This window comes from Klebsiella terrigena, from assembly GCF_006539725.1.
In the GTDB taxonomy this organism is placed as follows: domain Bacteria; phylum Pseudomonadota; class Gammaproteobacteria; order Enterobacterales; family Enterobacteriaceae; genus Klebsiella; species Klebsiella terrigena.
In genome coordinates, this window is record NZ_BJNO01000002.1 from 340,987 (window position 1) to 362,428 (window position 21,442).

Sequence of the window (21,442 nt, forward strand, 5' to 3'; positions counted from 1 at the left end):
CCACATTCGGCAGCGGCCGATGAATTTACGCCTGGCGCAGCTCCCGCAGGGCGGAAAGCAGGTGCTGCGTCGAAAGCTCATTTTCACTCTCCCGCCAGGCTAATCCCAGCTCTCTCCACAGCGGCGGCTGTAAGGGGCGAATGGCGATGCGGCTATCGGCGGCTAGCTGGGTACCCGATTCAAGCGGCAGCAGCGTGGCGCCATAGCCGGCACCCACCAGACTTTTAATGGCATCGTTATAATCCAGCTTGATCCGCGGCGTGGGGCTATGGCCGGTATCGGCAAACCAGCCGTTGGTCAGCTGCGACAGGTGGGTGCCGGAGCCGTTGAGCAGCAGGGGCCTGGCAATCATCCATTCCGGGGTCACAAACTCCGGGGCCGTCCAGTCCGCGGGCAGGAACGCGACAACGGGGTCCCGCCGCCAGGCGTCAATCTTCAGGCCGCTGCTCCGGGGCTGCGGAAGCGCCACAATACCAATATCGAGCGAACCGGATTTCAGCTGCTCAAGGGTCTGCTGCGACGTCAGGATGGTGATATGCACGTCAATATGCGGATGGGACTGCGCCAGCTTTTCAAGGGCCTGGGGCAGGAGGTAAGCAATGGCGCCGGTGGAGGCGCCTAGTCGGACCTGGCCGGTGAGCCCCTGAGCCTGGCGGGATATATCGTCAAGCGCATAGGCGACGTCGGCAAGGAGCCGGCGGGCGTGGGCGACCATGTTCTCGCCAATGGCCGTCGGCCTGACTTTGCCCCGGGTGCGGGAGAGCAGCTTCGCCCCCACGCGGCCTTCGAGCTCGGAGATGTGCAGGCTGACCGTCGGCGGCGCCAGGTGCAGCTGCCGGGCGGCTTCGTTGAAGGAGCCGGTGTCGGCAATGGTGATCAGCGTGCGCAGCTGATCGAGATTGATCTCCCGCATTGGCATACCTCAGAAAAACTGAATTTGACGTTAGGATAATGCAACTTTACCAATACTTAAACCTGGCACAACATTCATGCACTGACGTTCTAACCGGTTTAAGGAAATGACGATGACTCACGTATTTATTGATGGCGAGCAGGGCACGACGGGTTTGCAAATCCACGACCGCCTGCGCCACCGTACGGATATTAAGCTCATGACTCTGCCCCCGTCCCAGCGCAAAGACCGGCGGCTTCGGGCGGAGATGCTCAACGGCTGCGATATCGCCATTCTGTGCCTGCCCGATGAGGCGGCGCGCGAGTCGGTGGCGATGCTGGAGAATCCGCAGGTGCGCGTAATCGATGCCAGCTCGGCCCATCGCACCGTCTCCGGGTGGACGTACGGTTTCCCGGAGATGAGCGCCGACCAGCCCGCACGCATCAGGGCCTCGAAGCGCGTCACTAACCCAGGCTGCTACCCAACCGGCGCTATCGGTCTGCTGCTCCCGCTGGTTAACGCCGGGCTGCTGCCCGCTGATTACCCCGTTTCCATTCACGCCGTGTCCGGCTATTCGGGCGGCGGCAAGGCGGCGATCGAGCTGTACGAGGGCGGGGAAGCGGGCTCCGGCCCTGCTTTTCAGGCGTATGGCTTAGGCCTCCGACACAAGCATGTTCCGGAGATTGCGCGCTACGCCGGGCTCTCAATGCCGCCGTTTTTCATGCCGGCTTACGGCGCCTACCGCCAGGGGATTATCCTCAGCGTGCCGCTTCAGCAGCGCCTGCTGCCTGAACATGCCGACGCGGCAGCAGTACATGCCTGCCTGACGCAGCATTATCGCCATAGCGAGCTGGTCAAGGTGCTGACGCCTGAAGCCGTCGGCGAGATTGAGCGTCTCGATCCCCAGCCGCTGAACGGTACCAACGAGATGGCGCTGGGCGTATTTTCCAATCCTGAGAGCGGGCAAATCCTGCTGACGGCGGTGTTCGATAACCTCGGCAAAGGGGCATCGGGCGCCGCGGTGCAAAACCTCGACCTGATGATCGGCGCCGCCTGACCGTCGCTGCAGCTTTTAGGGCTGCAGCCATTGACGCCTTCCCGCCACATCCTTTAGATGGCGTCGGGAGGGCTTGTCCGCCGGGGCGGAGATGATGGCGGGCGCCGGGATGACGTTATTTGGCTACGCTAAATCCAGACATCATTTTTTGCAGTTCGCTCTCCCCCTTCATGGCCGGTATTCACTATGCCGCGGGGTTCGATAAGCATGATTTTTGCTTCAGCTTGTGCGTAGGTTTTATGTTCGATTCCGCGCGGAACAACGTACATTTCGCCCGCATTCACCGCCACTTCGCCATCACGGAAATAAATTGTCAAAACACCGTCGATGACAATAAACACCTCATCGGTTTCCGGATGAGCGTGCCAGACAAAGTCGCCGAGGATTTTGACGACCTTAAACTGATAATCATTCATCTCCGCAATGACTTTGGGCTGCCATTGCTCGGTGATAAGCGAAAGCTTATGTTCAATATTAATCGGTTGCTGCATTTTCAGACTCCTCATGTAAGAAGAGTCGAGCATAGTGAATCCCACAAAGGATAGATTGAACGATCGTGCAGGCTGCCTTATACGTTTTTAATGAACCGCAGCCAGCGGCCGGGAGAAACGCCAAAGTTGCCGATAAACTGGCGAGTCATATGGCTTTGATCCGAAAAACCGCAATCAACGGCAATATCCGCCAGGTTTTTGCCCGTTAACATCAGCCTTTTGCACTGTATCAGCCGACGCATCGTCACGTATCTGTACGGGCTGGTGCCGAAGAGGGCGCGAAAGTCGCGGCTGAGGCTCCAGCGATCTTTTCCGCTGACAAAGGAGAGCTCATCCAGGGTAATAGGGGTGTCAAAACGGCAGTGGATGTACTCTCTTGCCCGCTCCGCCGCCGGATAGTCGTAAACTTTTCGTCTGGAATGCTGCCCTCCTACCGCCGCAAGCGTGTGGGCCAGATCGTAAAGCGCATCGTCTTCTTCAAGAGTTTCAAACGACTCATCCATCGCCTTGAGTAAGGGCTGAGTGGCGGCAAATAGCCGCGGGTCGGTAGAGAGTCCGTCCGCGATAAAGGGTAATGGCCTGCCGCCAAGTATCTTTTGAACCAGCGCCGGCTCGATATAGATCATGCGATAGCGGAATCCATCCTCGGTCCCCGCCTCTCCGTCGTGGACTTCATCCGGATGCAGCACCATCGTCCCCCCAGGCAGGCTATGGCGCCGGCTGCCGCGGTAGCTGAAGCTCTGCACCCCGGAGAGCGTGCGGCCGATAGCGTAGGTATCGTGCCGATGCGGCGAGTACCCATGGCCGCTAAAAAAAGCTTCAATGCGCTCTATTTTCGCCGCAGAGTGGGCCGGTTTGACCCAGTCTTTTAAGCCTTTAATGTGTGACATCAGGACACGCCTTCGCCTGGCAAAACGGTGAGCCCATTGTGCAACAGCCTTGCGCTTGCGCAAAGCGGACTGTTCGGCAGGCGGCTGAAGATGGCTACGCCATCCAGTCGCCGATAAGCTCCCCGTACAGCCGCTCGGCCTCCTCCAGCCGGCTGAGCAGGCAGTACTCGTCGGTCTGGTGGGCCATCGACGGCTCGCCGGGACCGAGAATAATGCACGGCGGATTACCCAGCGCGGGCAGCAGCAGGGAGGCGTCGGTAAAGTAGGGCACCACCCGCGGCGTCAGCGGCATATCGTGCAGCGGCTGGCAGCGCTGATAAACCTGGGCTATCCATGCGTGCCGCGCTTCGCTCAGCACCGCAGGCAGATCGACCAGGGTGGTAAGCGTTACGCTCTCGCCAAGCAGCGCGCTCAGCCGCTGTCGAATGACGGCGTGCTGTAAATTGGGCGCGCTGCGGATATCGACATCAAAGCACGCGCGGTCCGGCACGGAGTTAATATTGAGTCCGCCCTCAATGCGCCCGACGTTGAGCGTGGGCTGCTTCATCAGCGGATGCGGCGCGCCTGGCGAAAAATGACGAATCTTACCCAGCGCATCCGCCGCCAGATAGATGGCGTTAATCCCCAGCTCCGGCATCGCGCCGTGGGCGGTTTTGCCCCGGGTTTCAGCGCGCAGCCACAGCGCGCCTTTGTGCCCGATAACCGGGTAATTGGCGGTAGGTTCACCGACGATCAGCGCGCCAATCTCCGGCAGCGTGCCGGAGGCGATCAGCGCCCGCGCGCCGTCGCAGCCGGTCTCTTCCCCGCCGGTGATCAGCAGCACCGCGCCGCGCCCGGCGAGGATCGCCTCCCGCCGCTGGACGCAGGCGACGGCAAACGCCGCTATCGCCGCCTTCATATCGCTGGACCCTCGCCCGTAAAGCCGGCCGTTCTCAACCTGCGAGCCGAAGGGATCGAAGCGCCACTGCGCATTGCCGAGCGGCACGGTATCGAGATGGCCGGTAAAGGCCAGCGGCTTACCCGCCGTCGCCCCCGACAGCCGGGCAATCAGGTTGCAGCGCCCTTCGCCGAACGACGACAGCGCAACCTCGAAGCCGCTATCGCGCAGCCAGTCGGCAAAAAAACGCATGCAGTCGGCTTCGTTTCCCGGCGGGTTGATGGTGTTAAAGCCCAGCAGCCGCCGGGCCAGTTCGCGGGTAGCGTTCGCCATCAGCCGCGTTCCGTCAGCCAGTCGAGGCAGTTAATCCACAGCTGGCGATAGCCGGGCCATTGCGCAAACTCCTCGGGCAGCCAGTGGGCGGACATATCGCTGGTCCACACCAGCGAACGGCCCTGCTGATATTCGCGCACCGCCAGCAGCGGATGCCCGGTCCCGGCAACCGTCGCCAGCAGCCTGCCCTCCGGGTGCATTTCCACTTCGTTATAGCCCAGCAGCCACGGCCACTCGCCGGGAATATCGTTAAACAGGGCGTGGGATTCGGTGACTTCGGCGTAGCAGCCTTCCGGGGTTTCAATACGATCGTCCCACGCCAGGCAGCGCACCGGCAGAACCTTCTCCACCGCGGTATGGCGATAGCGCGCGCCGCCGTTTATCCCCTGGAAGCTGTAGTAGCCGCCAATCATCATCAGCGAGCCGCCGGCGGCAACGTAGTCATGCAGCAGCGTCAGGCGGTTGGCGGTGCGGCGGCTTTTCAGCCAGGTGTCGGGGTGCAGCAGCAGCGTGTTGGCGCCAATGTCCGACAGGATAATCGCATCCCACGCCTGCAGCTCTTCCTGGGTCAGCGGGAACTCGGTGGCCGCCGCGTGGGCCGGCATATAGGTGATGGCATAGCTGCTGTCGGCCAGCGCGGCCAGAAAATCCGTCGCGCCGGTGTGCCAGGTGGCGGTAGCAAACTGATCGAAGCCTTTAACGTGCGTTGAGGTGCTGGTCCAGGATTCACCGACCAGTAAAACTTTCTTCTTCATTATCACTTTCCTTTTTATCCGCCAAATACCCGCTGGGGATTGCCAATCATCAGGGTTTCAAGCTGTTCGCCGCTGACGCCGTGGCGGCGCAGGCGAGGAACGAAATGCTTGAGTATGTAGCCATATCCGTGACCGCCGTAGCGGGTGAGCATGGTCTTCAGGAAGACGTCCTGCGACAGCAAAATCTGCTGGATATAGCCGTCATCAATCAGCTCCCGGATGGCGCGGGCGTTCTCCTCGTCGGAGGGCGACTGCGCCGACTCATCGGCGTAGTAGTAGCTCATGCCGATCATGTCGTATTCGAGGAACGCCCCGCGCTGCGCCAGCTCGCGCTGATAGCGCTTGTCGGCAAAACTTGGGTTCATATGGCACAGGACCGTATGGCGCAGATCGGCCCCTTCCTGTTCGAGAATATCCAGCACCCGATGGCCCAGCCGCTCCCAGCCCGGCAGGTGGACCTCGATCGGCACGCCGGTCGCGGCGCTTGCCCGGCCCGCCGCGCGCAGGGACTTCTCTTCATCGGCGGTGAAGCGGCTGGAGACGCCGATCTCGCCGATCAGCCCGGCGATCACCTCCGGCTTCTCCTCCGCGCCGCCGAGATCGTAAATTAGCCGCTCGGTCAGCCGTTCGACGCTGCTGCTCTTCACCCACTCGGGGTGCGACGGCTCCAGATAGAAGCCGGTGCCCATAACAATGTTCAGGCCGGTGAGGCGAGCGATGCGCGCCAGCGCCAGCGGATCGCGGCCGATGCCGATATTGGTCGGATCGACCACCGTTTCCCCGCCCAGGGCGCGATATTTGGTCAGTTCTTCAATGGCCACGTCGACGTCAAACAGCTGGCAGTTGTCGCGGCTGATGAGCGGGTTCAGCGACAGCTCGCCGAGGTTTTCCATCTTCACCGGCATTTCGGCAAGGTGGCGATCGCTGCAGCAGCAGGGCGGTACCCATTTGCCGGAGGCATCCAGCAGAATATGCTCATGCATCAGCGTGACGCCCATCTCGCTGACCGGCAGCGGGCCGAGCACCGTCATCACGTAGCCGCTGCTGACGCCGACCGGCAGCGGAGTGGGGTGGCGAAAAATTGATCCTTTCATGAGCTATCCTTTCGCCGCAGATCGCGTGGGGTTAAGAATGCGGGTGTTGAGCCAGATAGCCAGCAGGATAATGGTGCCGGTGGCTATCTGGGTGTAGAACGGCGAGATATGCGACAGGATCAGCCCGTTCTGGATAACCGCAATCGACAGCGCGCCGAGCAGCGTGCCGATAATGGTGCCGAAGCCGCCAAACAGGCTGGTGCTGCCGAGGACTACGGCGGCAATCACCTGCAGCTCGAAGCCTTCCCCCTGGTTGGACGAGCCACTGCCGAGGCGCGCGGTAATGATCATGCCGGCCAGCGCGGCGGCCATTCCGCTGATGATGTACACCCGCATGGTCACCGCTTTGGTGTTAATCCCGCTGCGACGTGCGCCCTCGGCGTTGGCGCCGATCGCCGTGACGTAGCGGCCAAAGCGCATATGATTCAGCACGATATGCCCGATAACCAGGATCATAATGCCGATCAGCGCCGGCATCGGGATACCCACAACCCACGCGCGCCCGATAAAGGTAAACAGGCTGTCGGCGGGGACCGGGATCGAGTAGCCCTGGGTCACCAGCAGCGCGATGCCGCGGACCACGGCGAGGGTGGCGAGGGTGACGATAAACGCCGGAATGCCTTCATAGGCAATAAAGAAGCCGTTGATGGCGCCGACTAATCCGCCGAGCAGCAGGCCGCCGAGCAGCACCACCGGCCACGGTAAACCCCAGTTGTTGAGGGCGATGGCGGAGAGCGCGCCCACCAGCGCGAGGGTGGAACCCACCGACAGGTCGATGCCGCCGGTGGTAATCACCAGGGTCATCGCGGTCGCCACGATCAGCAGCGGGGCGCTCTGGCGAATGATATTCAGCCAGTTGGTCCCGGTAAGGAAGTTGCTGGTAATGAGTGAAAACACCACGCAGCAGAAGACGAAAAACAGCGCGATGCTAACCACGCCAGAGTGGTTATGCAGCAGGCGGCGCGGCAGCGAATGCTGGATCATGCGGGAGCTGCTTAAGTTCATGATACTCATCCTGTTACCTCAGTGTGCTGCCGCTGAGCGAGCGGTGAATTTTTCGCCCACGATCAGGTTTACGATATCGCTCAGGCTGGTGTCGGCTACCCGCCGGTCGGCGACGTTGGTGCCTTCATACATCACCATGATCCGATCGCAGACGAGGAACAGATCCTGCAGACGGTGGGTGATGAGAATGACGCTTACGCCGCGAGCCGAAACGCGACGAATAAGCTCCAGAACCGCCTCCACTTCCGCCACGGCAAGCGCGGCGGTGGGCTCATCCATAATCAGCACCTTGGGGTCAAAGGCCGCCGCGCGGGCGATGGCAATGGCCTGGCGCTGACCGCCGGAGAGGTTGCGGACCAGCAGGCGGGTATCGGGAATGGAAATCCCCAGCCCCTTGAGCATCTCCCGCGCGTCGGCGTGCATTTTGGCCTCGTCGAGGAAGGGGATGCCGAGCACCGATTTCATCGGCTCGCGGCCCATAAACAGGTTGCCCGCAACGTCAACGGTGTCGCACAGCGACAGGTCCTGATACACCATCTCGATATGGCAGCGGCGAGAGTCCGCCGGGTTAGTAAACTGGTGCTGTTCGCCGTCGATGCGGATAGTGCCGCTGGTGGGGATCACCGCCCCGGACAGCACTTTGGTCAGGGTTGATTTCCCCGCGCCGTTATCGCCCACCAGGCCCAGCACTTCGCCCGGAGCCAGCTCCAGGTTTACGCCGCGCAGGGAACGTATCGACCCGTAGGTCTTGGTGATATTGATCATCTCTACCCTTGGCGGGATAGTTTGTGGCTGCTGCATCCGATCGCTCCCATCGCTATTGCCGGGAAAATGTTTGCCGTCGTGGGTAAAAGACTCCATCCAACACGGTTTACACCCTTGTAAACCGGTTTACCTGCGGAGTGGAGCTTTCACAAGCACAGTCAGGTCAAACGCTATTTAAGATATTTGTTCGCCAGTAAGAACATTGCAGCATCCGTGCCAGGGCAGAAAAACCACAGCAGCCCCATCACTTAACCCTATGTAACAGAAAGAATTTATTAGCGGTTTATAAGTAAACCGGTTTACTGATTATAATAAAGGGATTTTAAGTTGAACGTTTTTTGCGCCAAAATTGGGCGCTTTTGCGCCATTTTGGGACGCGCTTAACAAATCTTGATCGAATCGCGGCCAATCCATTCCACCGGCAGGCGGGTTTCCGCCGGGATATTCTGCTCGTTATTCAGCAGGCGCAGCATGATGCTCACCGCGGTGCGGCCCAGCTCCCGCGCGGGCTGGCGGATGGTGGAGATGCGCGGCTGGGTAAAATCGGCATAGTTAGCGTCATCGAAGCCGACCAGCGACAGCGCCTCCGGCGCCTGTAGTCCGCAGGCGCGCAGCCCGTCGAGCAGGCCAAGCACCAGATAGTCGCTGGCGGCAAAGACGGCGGTGGGGCGCAGCGGCTGGCTGAACAGGCGCTTAAGCGCCTGCTGGCCGAACTCGCGCTGGTAGTCGCCGTACATGACCCACTCGGGGGGCCAGCTGAGGCCGGCCTGCTCCATGGCGGTGCAGAATCCCTGGTAGCGTTCACGCACGCTCATCAGCTTGTCCGGCCCGCCGACGAAGGCGATACGGCGATGCCCGGCGGCGATCAGCTTTTCCGTGGCAATTCGCCCGCCCTGGACGTTATCGGCAAAGACCTTCGGCACCTTGCTGCCGGGAATATCCTCATCCAGCAAAACGATGCGCTCGTGACGCTGAACCTCTTTACGCAGCAGGCCGTTATCGGGGCGGTTGGTGGTGAACAGCAGGCCGTCAACCTGGCAGGTATCCAGCCAGCGAATGAACTGGCACTCTTTTTCCGGGTTGTTGCGGGTGATGCACAGCACCAGGCTGTAGCCGCTGGTCGAAGCGGCCTCCTCGGCGGCGTCGGCCAGTTCGGCGAAGAAGGGGTTGGTGATATCGGGGAGGACCAGACCGAGGGTTTCGCTGCCCCCTTTGCTAAGGCGGCGTGCCAGGCTGTTTCCGCGATAGTCCAGCTCGCGGATCGCCGTTTCAATGCGGTCGATAGTTTCCTGCGGCAGCACGATATTGTTGTTCATATAGCGAGATAAGGTGGCCTTCGACAGTCCCGCCAGCTTTGCCACATCGGATAACAATACGCGTTTTATACTCATTTCCTGCGCCATTTCTGCCAGAGTCGGCTATCTGTAACATAGTTAAGCGCGGTCAATACAGCAATTTTTCCGCCCGCGGCGGCGCTAAATAAAGACTTGACAAAATTTAATCGGCGGAGAATTGTATAGGAAGTTTACCGCATCATCCGGGAAGTCATTCCCAAACCCGCTTAAAACATTCCAGTCGCGCACCGAAACGGACCGGTTGCCGGAATGCATCAAGCAGGTATTAGCCAAACGATCTGCGATCGTGCTGGCCAGATACGATATTTGCCCGCCAAAAAAATACTCCTTCTGCGTTCGCATCGCGGCGCGGAACTCTGCTGGCTATCAATTATTCCCGACGAGGATACTGATGATGTTATTTAACACCGGAAAACTGCGTTTTATTGCTGTTGCAACGTCTCTGCTGGCATCGCTTAGCTTTATTTCTTGCGCCAGTGCCGCCAATCCAACCTATGCGTTAGTGCAAATCAATCAGCAGGCGCTGTTTTTTAATCTGATGAATAAAGGCGCGCAGGATGCGGCCACGGCGAGCGGCAAGGATTTAGTTATTTTCAACTCCAACGATAATCCCGTCGCGCAGAATGATGCGATTGAAAACTATATTCAGCAAGGCGTTAAAGGCATCCTGGTTGCCGCCATCGACGTCAACGGAATTATGCCAGCGGTAAAAGAGGCCGCCGCCGCTAACATTCCGGTGATTGCTATTGATGCGGTATTACCGGCGGGGCCTCAGGCGGCCCAGGTCGGCGTGGATAATATCGAAGGGGGACGCATTATTGGTAAATACTTCGTTGACTACGTGCAGAAAGAGATGGGCGGTCAGGCGCGGCTGGGGATCGTCGGCGCCCTGAACTCGGCGATTCAGAACCAGCGGCAGAAGGGCTTTGAGGAGACGCTGAAAAGTAACCCGAAAATTACCATCGCCAACGTCGTTGACGGCCAGAACGTGCAGGATAAAGCGATGACCGCGGCGGAAAACCTGATTACCGGCAACCCGGATCTGACGGCGATCTACGCCACCGGCGAACCCGCGCTGCTCGGCGCGATTGCCGCGGTGGAAAACCAGGGGCGGCAGAAGGATATTAAGGTCTTCGGCTGGGATCTGACGGCGAAGGCGATTTCGGGCATCGACGGCGGCTACGTTACCGCCGTGCTGCAGCAGGATCCTGAGCAGATGGGGGCCCAGGCGCTGAAGGCGCTGAACACGATTACTTCGGGTAAAACCGTGCCGAAAACCATTCTGGTTCCGGCTACGGTGGTAACCAAAGCGAACGTGGATTCCTACCGCTCGCTGTTTAAGTAATCTTCAGGCATCGTCCGCCGCGAGCAGGGCGGCGAGCTCGTGGCCGTCGGGAAAGGCGCTGAACGTACCCCGACGGCTCACGGTGATGGCGGCCGCGCGGCTGGCATGAGCCAGCGCCAGAGCGTCGGGCGCCACGCCACGCCGCAGCGCGGATGCCAGCATAACGGCGAGAAAGGTGTCGCCCGCGCCGGTGGTATCAAGCGCCTCGGCGGCGGCGGCGGGAGAGAACCGGCGCTGGCCATCGCGAACCAGCCAGGCACCGGCGGCGCCCTGGGTAATGACGAGGGTGGGTACGCCGTAGGGCTGTAGCTGCTCCGCTTCCGACTCATTCACGACCGCGATATCGATGAGCGGCCACAGGAGGGAGAAATCAGGATTGACCGGCGAAGGGTTAAATACCGTGGTCATCCCGCGCGCTTTGGCGAACTGGAACAGGGCCCGGGTCTTTTCCAGCGAGAAATTACCCTGCTGCAGCACAATATCGCCCGCAGCGCCCTCTGCCAGATGCGGCAGAATATCATCGAGGCTAAAAGTATCGGCGGCAGCGGTAGTGGTAATAATGGCATTATCGCCATCGGCGCTATTTAAAATAATCGAGGTGTCGCTATGTTGGTTGAAATTTTCGACGGGTAGCAGCGTCAATGGTTCATTTATTAGCTGCTGGCGTATCCAGGCTCCGTTGCTGTCATTTCCCGTGGCCGCAATTAAGCGCGTATCTATACCGCAGCGGGATAATATAATCGCCTGATTCGCGCCTTTTCCGCCGAGATCCTGCGAAACTTTAATGCCATGAATCGAGGTGCCTTTTTTCGGTATATCCGAAATAGACCAGGTTTCATCTACGGTAATATTACCGATAACGTAAACACGCATAGTGTTCCCTTAACAGGATGGATAACATGACTTCTATATCAGCAGAAAAACCTAACGCAATACAAGATATTTTTTCTCGTCGCAAAGTGGTCATCGGTGTCATTCACTGTGACCCTTTTCCAGGTACGCCTAAATATCGTGGTAAATCAGTGAGCGCTATTATTGAAAGAGCGCTTCGGGATGCCGAAAATTATATTGCGGGGGGCGTTCACGGCCTGATTGTTGAAAACCACGGCGATATTCCCTTTGCCAAACCAGAGGATATTGGCCCTGAAACATCGGCGCTGATGGCGGTCATTACTGAGAAAGTTCGCGAGCGTTTCGGCGTGCCGCTGGGGATTAACGTGCTGGCCAACGCTGCGATTCCCGCGCTGGCGACCGCGCTGGCCGGCGGGGCCGATTTCGTCCGCGTAAACCAGTGGGCCAACGCCTATATCGCCAACGAGGGGTTTATTGAAGGGGCGGCGGCGAAGGCCCTGCGCTATCGCAGCCAGCTGCGTGCGGAGCATATTCGCGTCTTTGCCGACAGCCACGTCAAGCACGGCAGCCACGCCATCGTCGCCGATCGTTCGATTCAGGAGCTGACCCGCGACGTGGACTTCTTCGAGGCCGACGCGGTGATCGCCACCGGCCAGCGCACCGGCGATAGCGCCACCATGGAGGAGATCGATGAGATCCGCGCCGCCACCGAGCTGCCGCTGCTGGTGGGTTCCGGCGTGACGCCGGCCAATGTCTGCCAGATCCTCGGGCGCACGCAGGGGGTGATCGTCGCCAGCACCATGAAGGTGGACGGCGTCTGGTGGAACGATGTCGATCTGGCGCGGGTGAAGCACTTTATGTCGGTTGCTCAGGCCGTGCTGGAGGAGGCGTAATGGAGGACTTTAGCGAGCGCCTGCTGCGTGAACATCAGCCGGTCTGGCAGGCGATGCAGCAGCACCGCTTTGTGGTCGATATCGAGCAGGACAGCCTGCCGGAGTCGGTTTTTAACCGCTATCTGGTCTTTGAGGGCAACTTTGTCGCCACGGCGATTGCCATTTTTGCCCTCGGCGTCAGCAAGGCGCCGGATATTCGCCAGCAGCGCTGGCTGATCGGCGTCCTCAACGCGCTGGTGGACACCCAGATCGCCTGGTTTGAACAGGTGCTGGCCGAGCGCCGGGTTAATCCTGCCGACTATCCGGACGACCACCCCGGAGTGCGTCGCTTTCGCGACGGCATGCTGCGCATCGCCCGGGAGGGGAGCTATGAACAGATTATTACCCTGATGTTCGGCGCGGAGTGGATGTACTACTGCTGGTGCCGGCGGGTGAGTGAGGGCCGCCAGAGCGACGCGGATCTGCGGCGCTGGGTCGAGATGCATGCGGAGGAGGCGTTCTACCGCCAGGCCTGTTGGCTGAAGGAGGAGCTGGACCGTTGCGCAATGGCGCTTAATGAGAGCGAAAAGCAGGCGCTGTCGGCGCTGTACGGCGAGGTGCTGCAGTGGGAGATTGATTTCCATACCGCGGCGTATGAGGCGTAGCCGCAGCGATAAACAGGGGCGACCTGAAACGGCGCCCCTGCCGCCTGGCGTTAAAGAGGGTATCCGGCGCATCGTGGGGTAGAGGGGACAGCCGATTCCCCACGATGCGCCGCTTGCATGCGTGCGTCAGGGGAGCAGACGGAAGCCGCGTCGCGCGCCGCCTTCGAAGGCTGGCGGCCTAACGACGGGTGATATGCTTGACGTTGTATTTGTTAGTGTTCTGGTAGATATCGGATAAATCGACGCAGATATTATTCTGCGTATAGCTGAGCGACTGGACCCGCAGCAGAAGGCTGTTTGCCGGTACCTGCAGAAACTCCGCCTGTTCCCGGGTGGCGAGAACCGGGGAGTAGCTGCGGTGGCTCTCCAGAATGGAAATATTGCACTCTTTCTTGAAATAGTTAAATTTCGATCTTTCCAGATTGCCGATGCTCAACCATGGAAAAACCGCCACCGGGATATAGCTGTTTTCAATCAAAATAGGCACGTCGTCGATAAGGCGAATGCGCCTGACGTAATAGACCTTCTCCCCCGGCTCAATTTTTAGCTGCTGGGCGATCGCCAACGGGGCGTCGATCATGGTGAATTCAATCACCTTATTGCGGTAATTGGTCACGCCGACGACATGCATCTGGTAATTAAACCCATCAAGTTCGCCGCCGTGGTAGTTGCTCTTGCGCGCCACGTACGAGCCGCTGCCGTGCCGTTTGACGATCAGCTTTTCCTCTTCAAGCAGCGCCAGCGCTTTGCGGATAGTCATCACCGACGCCTGCAGTTCCTCAGCCAGCGTCTTCTCGCTGGGTAGCGCATCCCCGATTTCGTACTCATCGCTGTTGATGCGATTTTTTAGCTCACCTGCAATTGATTTATATATCACTTATAGATGTCTCAGGTTGATGAGTGACTTTACGAGATCTCAAGTAATTCATTGATTAGTATCTAAATGAATAAACGCATGAAAGCTGGAGGCACAATGTCATCTAAAAATAAGGTTTTACATATATATCTATTCCACCCAAAGGTATATGACTTCTATCACAAATGATGGTTTTGCCGATCTGATTTATTTTGGCCTCGACATAAGCTGAGTTCCATGTTCCGCGGCGCTGGCAGGCGTCGGATGGTAAAGGGGTCGACAATGGTTGGGGTTAAAAAATTACAGGACTTTTCGAAGGCGATGATTGGGCCAGTTTTATATCTGCCGGTCGTTGGCCTTTTGATTGCATTACTCAGCATCACTACCAATAAATTATGGGTGGCCGAAAGCAGCACGCTTTATCTACTGGGTAAATATGTTTCCAGTATGCTTTGGGCAATCATGAATAACCTCGGCTTTTTCTTTTGCCTCGGGCTGGCCAGCGGGCTGGCAAAAAGCCGCAAAGCGGAAGCGGCTTTCGTGGCGGCCATGACCTGGTTTATGTATCTGGCGGCGAATAACAGCTGGCTAACCCTCACGCAACGACTGGCCGAAGGCAGCAGCAATGCGCAGCTATACGGCAGCGGCCAAACCTTTATTTTTGGCTTCCAGGTTATTGATATGGGGGTGTTTCTCGGCATCATTCTCGGCTGCGTCGTGGCGTTTATTCATAACCGCTTTGTGGCGATAGAGTTTCAGGGCGCGTTCTCCATCTACGGCAACAGCAAGCTGGTGCTGATCGTCATGATCCCGCTGGTGGGCCTGTTTGCCATCGGCACCGTCTATATCTGGCCGATTGTTGAGCATGGCATATCGGCGCTCACCGGCGTGATGAAAACCTTCGGTGCGGCGGGCGTGTTTCTGTACGGCTTTCTTAACCGTTTTCTTATTCCAACAGGCTTACATCACCTGATCTGGTCGCCCTTTGTGTTTACCTCCATCGGCGGGCAGCTGCTGATAGACGGCCAAACGGTCGTCGGGGCGAAGCCCATTTTTCTCGCCGAAATTGCCAGTAATACCGGCGGCGCCTTAAGCGATTCGGCGCGTTTTTTAACCTACGGGATGGTGAAAATATTCGGTACGGCGGGAATGGCCCTGGCATTTTATAAAACCGCGAGGCCGGAAAATAAGCAGAAATTAAAAATCACCCTTATTCCGCTGATCGTCACCTCGTTTCTGGTCGGCATCACTGAGCCCTTTGAGTTCCTGTTTATCTTTACCGCACCGCTGCTCTGGCTGGTCTATTCGCTGCTGGATGGCTTTTTCCAGATGCTGGCCTGGCTCCTTAACGTCCGGGTCTGTGCAACCAACGGCATTATCGATTTCATTGTTTATAACATCCCGGCAGGGGCGCACCTGACGCGCTGGCCCATCTTTGTGGTTCTGGGCCTGATGGAAACCGCGACCATGTACTTTGTCGGTAAATTCCTGATTACCCGCCTTCGGCTAAATACGCCGGGCCGGGAGCAGGGCGAGCCCGGCGCTAAAAAAAAGGCGAGCGCCGGTCCGGCGGATCAGGCATCGGGTGAACAGGTGGTCCTCGGGCTTGGCGGTAAAGGGAACGTCTGCTCTGTCGATAACTGCTTTACACGACTGCGGGTTGACGTGCGGGACCCCGCTTTGATTCAGGAGAGCCTTCTGAAGAGCAGCGGCGGCGCCAGCGTCATTATCAACGGTCATCACGTTCAGGTTATCTACGGCGTAGGGGTGAATAAAGTCCGCAGTGCCGTAAATAGCTATTTAGATATTCATGAATAAAGAGGTGGAAAATGAAAGATAAATTTGTCGTCACTATTGCCGGCGGTGGCAGTACCTATACTCCGGGGATTGTTATGATGCTGCTGGAAAATATGGACCGCTTCCCCCTGAGCGAGATCCGGCTGTATGACAATAACCCCGAGCGTCAGCGCGTTATCGGCGAAGCCTGTACCATTCTGGTGGCGGAGCGCTATCCGCAGGTTGCGTTCAGCTTCACAACCGATCCGCAGGAGGCGTTTACCGGCGTTGATTTCGTGATGGCCCATATTCGCGTTGGCCTGTATGAGATGCGGGAAAAGGACGAGAAAATCCCGCTTAAGTACGGCGTTATCGGCCAGGAGACCTGCGGGCCGGGGGGCATTGCCTACGGTATGCGCTCCATCGCCGGCGTGCTTGAGCTGGTGGATTATATGGAGACCTACTCGCCGGGGGCGTGGATGCTTAACTATTCCAACCCGGCGGCTATCGTTGCCGAGGCGACCCGTCGATTACGCCCCACGGCGAGGATTATCAATATTTGCGACATGCCGGTCGCCATTGAAGGATTGTTTGCCGACATCCTCGGGCTCTCGTCGCGTAAAGAGATGAACGTCAGGTATTTTGGCCTGAATCATTTCGGCTGGTGGACCAGTATTACGGATAAAGCCGGCAATGATTTAATGCCCGCCCTGAAGCACCACGTTGCCGAGCTGGGGTACTGCAGCCCGAAAGAGGATTTTCAGCATAAAGCGCCGAGCTGGATTGAGACCTTCAAAAAGGTGAAAGACGTCTTCGCCCTCGATCCCGATACGCTGCCGAATACCTACCTGAAATACTACTTCTACGCCGATTACGAGGTTGCCCACTCCGACCCTGATTTTACCCGCGCCAATGAGGTCATGGCGGGAAGAGAGAAGGAGGTGTTCGATATGGCCAGAGAGATAGTCGTGCGCCAGAGCGCCAGCGAGGCCCATTTCCACGCCGGGGCGCACGCGACCTTCATCGTCGACCTTGCCTGCGCCATCGCGTTTAATACCCAGGAGCGGATGCTGCTGATCGTGGAAAATAACGGCGCTATCGCTAATTTTGATGATACGGCGATGGTTGAGGTCCCTTGCCTGGTGGGAATTAACGGTCCGGAGCCGCTGGCGATGGGAAAAATTCCGCTTTTCCAGAAGGGGATGATGGAGCAGCAGGTGGCGGTGGAGAAGCTGGTTGTTGATGCCTGGGTTGAGGGCAGCTATCAGAAGCTCTGGCAGGCCATCACCTTGTCTAAGACGGTGCCGAGCGCCTCGGTGGCTAAAGCTATTCTCGATGACTTAATTGCTGCTAACCGCAGCTACTGGCCGGCGCTGAAGTAAACCTCTGCCTGCCGTCGCTATGCCCGATGAACCCTGTCGGGCATAGACGGGAGCAGGGCGCCAAACGCTGTGCTCCTTGCTCATCCGGGGCGCCGCGTTGGCGCCCGTCGGATTATCTGAACGGAGAGCTCAGGGGCACTTCTGCATCAGGTTGGTGAGTTATCCGGTTGCGCAGATCGCGACGGATCATCTCAATCGCCCAGAACCAAAATATATGTCCGACCAGTTCAGAGATATATTCCCCGGCGGGTATATTGAGCAAGGAGGGCGTCAGGCCCAGCAGCGGGAATGAAATCCAGTGAACGGCAATAGTGGCGATAATCCCTGCCCATGCCCCCTGCCATAATTTGACTTTAGGAAATACCTCAGCGACTACGCAATACCCAATGGCGAACACCAGAGAGAAAATAATATGCGTTACCATCACCGGGTTAATAATGTGTTCTGAAAAGGTGTAGACCATTTGGGTCGGATCGATGCCAAGGTAATCACGTAAGAAAATATACGGCGGGTTAAACTCATCCCGGCCACCGGAGAATGTTCTCGGCGGTAAAGGAACCTCTGCTCCCCATTTGACAAACGCCGACATCACCCCGGCAATAATACCCACGAAGAGCGCCACGCCATAACGACGCCTGCCGGGCTCTGTTTGCACAAAAAAATCCTTAACTGCCATTTCTACCACCCTGTAATTACATAAGTTTACGTTCACTCATACTCATAAATAAGTAGTTTTGATTCTTTGATCTCGATCACACTAAGTCCATAGAGTCGAACTTGTACTCTTCATGAAATGAGAGTAAAGAAACACCATTTATAGTCGTTGACAAACCCCATATTGAGGCGGTTATAAACGCTTTTATCGCGTTCGCTCTCCCTCAGGAGAGCGCCCATCATGCCCGGTCACGGCGTCTGACCGGGGCTATTTTCACGTGCGCTAAAAACGCGATGGCTACCGTTTAATAAACTTAACCGACTTCCCCGATTCCCTTTTAAATAGCGTCCCGGGGCCGTGATTTTTATTTCAGCAGCCGTGGAGCATCATCGCCTGCCTATTTTTATCGCCGTATAAGAGAAAAACAGGTTGCCGAAACGTAATGGCAATAATGTCCCGTTCCGGTTTAGCGTAATTTATATACCCCCGCCTGCCACGGACTCAACGCGATCGCGGTACTCTCTTTTGCCGTATCGCTTTGCTGATTGGTCTCTATCATCACCTGTTCAATAGCGTCATTATCCGGCAGGGCATAGCGAACCGGCTGTTCTTTAAAGTTCACCACCACCAGATAGCGTTCGTTATCAAGGGTTCGGGTATAAGCGTAAACGTTATTATCCTGCGGGTTGAGATCCTGATAGGCGCCGTAAACCAGCGCCGGGAGCTCATGACGCAGGTGAATCATCTGCTTGTAGTAGTTGAGCACTGATTTATTCTCAGTTAACTCACGCGCCGCGTTGATTTGCACATAGTTCGGGTTGACGTGAAACCAGGGCTTACCGGACGTAAACCCGGCATTTTGGCTGTCATCCCACTGGAAAGGCGTTCTGCTGTTATCCCGGCTGGTCAGGCGCACGTTGTCGAGAAACTCCGCGGCCGTGACTTTTCCACTTTCGACATAGTCATGCCAGAAGCCTTTTACTTCAATATCGTCAAATTCGCTTAGCTTTTTAAACGGATAGTTGGTCATTCCCAGCTCAGAGCCCTGATAAATAAACGGCGTTGCCCGCTGGGTTAGGGTGACTGTCGCCAGCGCTTTAGCGGAGGCCTCCCGCCACTGCGGTGAATCATCGCCAAAATGCGACACCGCGCGAGGATTGTCATGGTTATCAAGGAAGAACGTGTTCCAGCCATACTCCCCGACGGTAGTATCCATTTTGCTGACGATCTGACGGAACTGGGAGAGCGTCCAGGGCCTGTGGCGCCAGCGCTCGTTGCTGTCGCGGTCAAGACGGATGAGGTCAAACATAAAGGCCATATTCAGCTCATGACGACGGCGGTCAAAGAACTGCGACGAGCGATCCAGCGGTACGCCAAAGATTTCACCGGCGGTGGCAACATCATAGTGGGACAGCACCTCCCGGTTCATTTCCTGAATATACTGATGAATGTTGGGGCCCATGGTGTACTGCTGGGCAAAGTTTTTCTGCTGTTCGGGAGTGAGATCGGGGAATCCCGGAATTTTGGAGTAGGTCGCCACGGTATCAAAGCGCATTCCTGAAACGCCTTTATCCAGCCAGAAGCGGAGCATCGCGTAGAGATCTTCGCGTACCTTCGGGTTATCCCAGTTCAGGTCAGGCTGCTGCCTGGCAAAATAGTGCAAATAGTATTGCCCTGACTTCGCGTCTTTTTGCCATGCCGAACCGCCAAAAAATGACGGATAGTTATTCGGCGGCTGATTATCCTTTCCGTCACGCCAGAAATAGTAGTCGCGGTAAGGATTGTTTTTACCGCTTTTACTTTGAATAAACCACGGATGGCGATCGCTGGTATGATTGATGACGACATCGATCATTAAGCGCATATTGCGCTTTTTCATTTCGGCGATCAGCGTATCGAAGTCCGCCATGGTGCCGTACTCTTTCATGATTTGCTGGTAATTGCTGATGTCGTAACCGTTGTCGGTATTCGGTGAGTCGTAGTGGGGGTTTATCCAGATTGCGTCGATGCCGAGAGATTTGAGATAGTCCAGCTTTTCGATAATACCTCGAATATCGCCAATGCCATCGCCGTTGGTATCTTTAAAAGAACGCGGATACACCTGATAAAAAACCGCCTCTTTCCACCACGCCGGGAAAGTATTTTCCTTATGAACGTCGATATCATCGGCGAAGGAGGGGGTGGCGCTGAGGCTTGGGCAAGCCCAGGTCATCATCAGTGATGACAGTGCCAGCGCCGCCGCCGTGCGGCGTTTAATAAAAGACATACTGTTTTCCTTATAAGTGAGTTGTGAGTGCTTAAATTTTTAATCGTTAAATAAAGGTGTAAATCATCAGCAGCCAAAGCATGGCGCCAACGACAGTGATAAATTTCAGCAGCAGGTTATTGCCCGGGAAGTTATATACCGGAGGCAGCGACGAGCGTCGGGCCTTAATCAGCAAGCAGGGCGGTAGTAATATGCTCCACAGCACCAATGAGATCCCGGCAAAGGCCAGCGCAGATAAAAAACCTTGTGGGGCGAAAATGCAGGCCAGGGCCGGAGGGAAATAGGTCAGGAATATCGCCAGCGGCCGCGAGGCGCGGCGGTAGCGTTTATTGAGTATATCCTCAAGATAATCACACAGGCCGATTGAGGCGGACATCAGAGAGGCCAAAACGGCAATGCATCCGAATGATATGAACATCAGGCCGGTGGCGGACGTGGGCTGGTTGATATTGAGAGCAGCAAGAAACGCGCCGATGTTTCCACCTTCGTTGCTAACATGCTGAATAGCCTGGGGAGTGAGTACTCCCAGGGTAATGGTCAGCCAGAAGGCGTAGATCAGCAACGAGACGGCGAAGCCGTAATAGAGAGAGCGCGTAATAGCGCGGTGGTTGTCCCGTCGGTACATCCTCGTCAGGGAGGGAATACTGCCATGAAAACCAAAGGCAATAATGCATACGGGAATGACGGGCAGGTAATACTGTAGCGACGTTCCACGGGTGGTTTCCAGCAGCCTGAGCAGCTTCACGCCGCCGGCAGCCCCTGCGAACAGCAGCAGAAAGAGGGTAAACTTCACCGCAATCAGGCAGGAGAGAATATAGCCGGGGAGCCTGCCGCCGGCCCACAGAATAACCGAGGTCGTCAGCGACAGCAGGACAATTGGCAGCCAGCCGCGGCCCATCCCGGCGGGAGGAATGAGGCCGTTTAATATTGATGCCGCGCCTGATATATACGCATAGGTGAGCAAATAAAGCACAAAACAAAAAGCGATACCGATGACAACGCTGGCGCCTGGGCCGAGCAGCGCTTTCGTGAAGGAATGAAAGCTTGCTCCCTGTGGAAATCGCATCGTGATATCCACGAGGATCAGCCCCGTCATCAGCATCAGGAGCCCCGTCGCCGAGAGTGCCAGCAGACCCTTCAAATACCACACGTGGACGAAGGCAACCGGCAACGCGAACATGCCTCCGCCGATAATTGTTGCCACCATGAGAGACGTTCCCCGCAGAGGGAACCCGGTTCCTTTCATATGAGTGATGTCC

Annotated in this window: 20 protein-coding genes; 6 read left to right on the forward strand and 14 right to left on the reverse strand. The window is 57.2% G+C overall.

Annotation, left to right across the window (positions count from 1 at the left end; translation table 11 throughout):
- Positions 1-25: 25 nt before the first annotated feature.
- Positions 26-913: a LysR family transcriptional regulator gene (locus RTE01_RS04430; RefSeq protein WP_041145062.1), complete on the reverse strand. Its 888-nt coding sequence runs from the start codon at positions 911-913 to the stop codon at positions 26-28.
- A 112-nt stretch (positions 914-1,025) separates the two neighbouring features.
- Between RTE01_RS04430 and argC the strand changes: the two genes are divergently transcribed.
- Positions 1,026-1,949 carry an N-acetyl-gamma-glutamyl-phosphate reductase gene (gene argC / locus RTE01_RS04435; protein WP_255313502.1) on the forward strand — a complete coding sequence of 308 codons (924 nt, stop codon included), beginning with the start codon at positions 1,026-1,028 and terminating at the stop codon, positions 1,947-1,949.
- A 128-nt stretch (positions 1,950-2,077) separates the two neighbouring features.
- Here the strand turns inward: argC and RTE01_RS04440 are convergent, their stop codons facing one another.
- From RTE01_RS04440 to RTE01_RS04475, 8 genes are all read right to left on the reverse strand, one after another.
- Positions 2,078-2,440 (reverse strand): cupin domain-containing protein, encoded by a 363-nt coding sequence (locus RTE01_RS04440; RefSeq protein ID WP_041145064.1) that lies wholly within the window; start codon positions 2,438-2,440, stop codon positions 2,078-2,080.
- A gap of 77 nt (positions 2,441-2,517) precedes the next feature.
- Positions 2,518-3,330 (reverse strand): AraC family transcriptional regulator, encoded by an 813-nt coding sequence (locus RTE01_RS04445; protein ID WP_076945290.1) that lies wholly within the window; start codon positions 3,328-3,330, stop codon positions 2,518-2,520.
- Between the two features lie 94 nt (positions 3,331-3,424).
- On the reverse strand, positions 3,425-4,540 hold the full coding sequence (locus RTE01_RS04450) for a M20 family metallopeptidase (protein ID WP_134525619.1): 1,116 nt from the start codon (positions 4,538-4,540) through the stop codon (positions 3,425-3,427).
- Positions 4,540-5,295, reverse strand: a complete 756-nt coding sequence (locus RTE01_RS04455) for a glutamine amidotransferase (RefSeq protein ID WP_041145067.1) — start codon at positions 5,293-5,295, stop codon at positions 4,540-4,542. The genes RTE01_RS04450 and RTE01_RS04455 overlap by 1 nt, the downstream gene beginning before the upstream one ends.
- Positions 5,296-5,309: 14 nt before the next feature.
- Positions 5,310-6,389: a phosphotriesterase family protein gene (locus RTE01_RS04460; protein WP_041145068.1), complete on the reverse strand. Its 1,080-nt coding sequence runs from the start codon at positions 6,387-6,389 to the stop codon at positions 5,310-5,312.
- 3 nt (positions 6,390-6,392) lie between these two features.
- On the reverse strand, positions 6,393-7,394 hold the full coding sequence (locus RTE01_RS04465) for an ABC transporter permease (RefSeq protein ID WP_166793722.1): 1,002 nt from the start codon (positions 7,392-7,394) through the stop codon (positions 6,393-6,395).
- A gap of 18 nt (positions 7,395-7,412) precedes the next feature.
- Positions 7,413-8,159: an ATP-binding cassette domain-containing protein gene (locus tag RTE01_RS04470; RefSeq protein WP_161795676.1), complete on the reverse strand. Its 747-nt coding sequence runs from the start codon at positions 8,157-8,159 to the stop codon at positions 7,413-7,415.
- A 380-nt stretch (positions 8,160-8,539) separates the two neighbouring features.
- Positions 8,540-9,562, reverse strand: a complete 1,023-nt coding sequence (locus RTE01_RS04475; protein ID WP_141334726.1) for a LacI family DNA-binding transcriptional regulator — start codon at positions 9,560-9,562, stop codon at positions 8,540-8,542.
- A 343-nt stretch (positions 9,563-9,905) separates the two neighbouring features.
- On the opposite strand from RTE01_RS04475, the gene RTE01_RS04480 reads away from it, so the two are divergent.
- A complete protein-coding gene (locus RTE01_RS04480) occupies positions 9,906-10,859 on the forward strand; it encodes an ABC transporter substrate-binding protein (protein WP_134525621.1) in 954 nt (317 codons plus the stop codon).
- 3 nt (positions 10,860-10,862) lie between these two features.
- Here the strand turns inward: RTE01_RS04480 and RTE01_RS04485 are convergent, their stop codons facing one another.
- On the reverse strand, positions 10,863-11,732 hold the full coding sequence (locus RTE01_RS04485) for a PfkB family carbohydrate kinase (protein ID WP_134525623.1): 870 nt from the start codon (positions 11,730-11,732) through the stop codon (positions 10,863-10,865).
- A gap of 26 nt (positions 11,733-11,758) precedes the next feature.
- On the opposite strand from RTE01_RS04485, the gene RTE01_RS04490 reads away from it, so the two are divergent.
- Positions 11,759-12,604, forward strand: coding sequence for a BtpA/SgcQ family protein (locus RTE01_RS04490; RefSeq protein WP_041145073.1), 846 nt, complete (start codon positions 11,759-11,761; stop codon positions 12,602-12,604).
- Entirely contained in the window at positions 12,604-13,248 is a 645-nt protein-coding gene (locus RTE01_RS04495; RefSeq protein WP_123551276.1) for a TenA family protein, read from the forward strand. The genes RTE01_RS04490 and RTE01_RS04495 overlap by 1 nt, the downstream gene beginning before the upstream one ends.
- A gap of 178 nt (positions 13,249-13,426) precedes the next feature.
- Here the strand turns inward: RTE01_RS04495 and RTE01_RS04500 are convergent, their stop codons facing one another.
- Positions 13,427-14,125 carry a GntR family transcriptional regulator gene (locus RTE01_RS04500; protein ID WP_134525625.1) on the reverse strand — a complete coding sequence of 233 codons (699 nt, stop codon included), beginning with the start codon at positions 14,123-14,125 and terminating at the stop codon, positions 13,427-13,429.
- 261 nt (positions 14,126-14,386) lie between these two features.
- Between RTE01_RS04500 and RTE01_RS04505 the strand changes: the two genes are divergently transcribed.
- On the forward strand, positions 14,387-15,922 hold the full coding sequence (locus RTE01_RS04505) for a PTS transporter subunit EIIC (protein ID WP_134525627.1): 1,536 nt from the start codon (positions 14,387-14,389) through the stop codon (positions 15,920-15,922).
- 11 nt (positions 15,923-15,933) lie between these two features.
- Positions 15,934-17,262, forward strand: coding sequence for a 6-phospho-alpha-glucosidase (locus tag RTE01_RS04510; protein WP_141334728.1), 1,329 nt, complete (start codon positions 15,934-15,936; stop codon positions 17,260-17,262).
- A gap of 112 nt (positions 17,263-17,374) precedes the next feature.
- On the opposite strand, the gene RTE01_RS04515 is transcribed toward RTE01_RS04510, so the two are convergent.
- The 3 genes from RTE01_RS04515 to RTE01_RS04525 all read right to left on the reverse strand — a co-directional run bounded on the left by RTE01_RS04515 (position 17,375) and on the right by RTE01_RS04525 (position 21,429).
- The gene (locus tag RTE01_RS04515; protein ID WP_141334730.1) at positions 17,375-17,938 is read right to left on the reverse strand and encodes a YagU family protein; all 564 of its coding nucleotides are present in this window, start codon (positions 17,936-17,938) and stop codon (positions 17,375-17,377) included.
- A gap of 445 nt (positions 17,939-18,383) precedes the next feature.
- Positions 18,384-20,132 carry a glycoside hydrolase family 13 protein gene (locus RTE01_RS04520; RefSeq protein ID WP_227544478.1) on the reverse strand — a complete coding sequence of 583 codons (1,749 nt, stop codon included), beginning with the start codon at positions 20,130-20,132 and terminating at the stop codon, positions 18,384-18,386.
- A 97-nt stretch (positions 20,133-20,229) separates the two neighbouring features.
- Entirely contained in the window at positions 20,230-21,429 is a 1,200-nt protein-coding gene (locus tag RTE01_RS04525; protein WP_134525631.1) for an aromatic amino acid transport family protein, read from the reverse strand.
- Positions 21,430-21,442 lie beyond the last annotated feature (13 nt).

Coding starts and splice junctions, on each gene's coding strand:
- RTE01_RS04495 (WP_123551276.1), top strand. CDS start 12,604: ATGGAGGACTTTAGCGAGCGCCTGCTGCGTGAACATCAGCCGGTCTGG.
- RTE01_RS04470 (WP_161795676.1), bottom strand. CDS start 8,159: ATGATCAATATCACCAAGACCTACGGGTCGATACGTTCCCTGCGCGGC.
- RTE01_RS04515 (WP_141334730.1), bottom strand. CDS start 17,938: ATGGCAGTTAAGGATTTTTTTGTGCAAACAGAGCCCGGCAGGCGTCGT.
- RTE01_RS04520 (WP_227544478.1), bottom strand. CDS start 20,132: ATGATGACCTGGGCTTGCCCAAGCCTCAGCGCCACCCCCTCCTTCGCC.
- RTE01_RS04430 (WP_041145062.1), bottom strand. CDS start 913: ATGCGGGAGATCAATCTCGATCAGCTGCGCACGCTGATCACCATTGCC.
- RTE01_RS04455 (WP_041145067.1), bottom strand. CDS start 5,295: ATGAAGAAGAAAGTTTTACTGGTCGGTGAATCCTGGACCAGCACCTCA.
- RTE01_RS04465 (WP_166793722.1), bottom strand. CDS start 7,394: ATGAACTTAAGCAGCTCCCGCATGATCCAGCATTCGCTGCCGCGCCGC.
- RTE01_RS04485 (WP_134525623.1), bottom strand. CDS start 11,732: ATGCGTGTTTACGTTATCGGTAATATTACCGTAGATGAAACCTGGTCT.
- argC (WP_255313502.1), top strand. CDS start 1,026: ATGACTCACGTATTTATTGATGGCGAGCAGGGCACGACGGGTTTGCAA.
- RTE01_RS04445 (WP_076945290.1), bottom strand. CDS start 3,330: ATGTCACACATTAAAGGCTTAAAAGACTGGGTCAAACCGGCCCACTCT.
- RTE01_RS04475 (WP_141334726.1), bottom strand. CDS start 9,562: ATGGCGCAGGAAATGAGTATAAAACGCGTATTGTTATCCGATGTGGCA.
- RTE01_RS04440 (WP_041145064.1), bottom strand. CDS start 2,440: ATGCAGCAACCGATTAATATTGAACATAAGCTTTCGCTTATCACCGAG.
- RTE01_RS04460 (WP_041145068.1), bottom strand. CDS start 6,389: ATGAAAGGATCAATTTTTCGCCACCCCACTCCGCTGCCGGTCGGCGTC.
- RTE01_RS04510 (WP_141334728.1), top strand. CDS start 15,934: ATGAAAGATAAATTTGTCGTCACTATTGCCGGCGGTGGCAGTACCTAT.
- RTE01_RS04490 (WP_041145073.1), top strand. CDS start 11,759: ATGACTTCTATATCAGCAGAAAAACCTAACGCAATACAAGATATTTTT.
- RTE01_RS04505 (WP_134525627.1), top strand. CDS start 14,387: ATGGTTGGGGTTAAAAAATTACAGGACTTTTCGAAGGCGATGATTGGG.
- RTE01_RS04450 (WP_134525619.1), bottom strand. CDS start 4,540: ATGGCGAACGCTACCCGCGAACTGGCCCGGCGGCTGCTGGGCTTTAAC.
- RTE01_RS04525 (WP_134525631.1), bottom strand. CDS start 21,429: ATGAAAGGAACCGGGTTCCCTCTGCGGGGAACGTCTCTCATGGTGGCA.
- RTE01_RS04480 (WP_134525621.1), top strand. CDS start 9,906: ATGATGTTATTTAACACCGGAAAACTGCGTTTTATTGCTGTTGCAACG.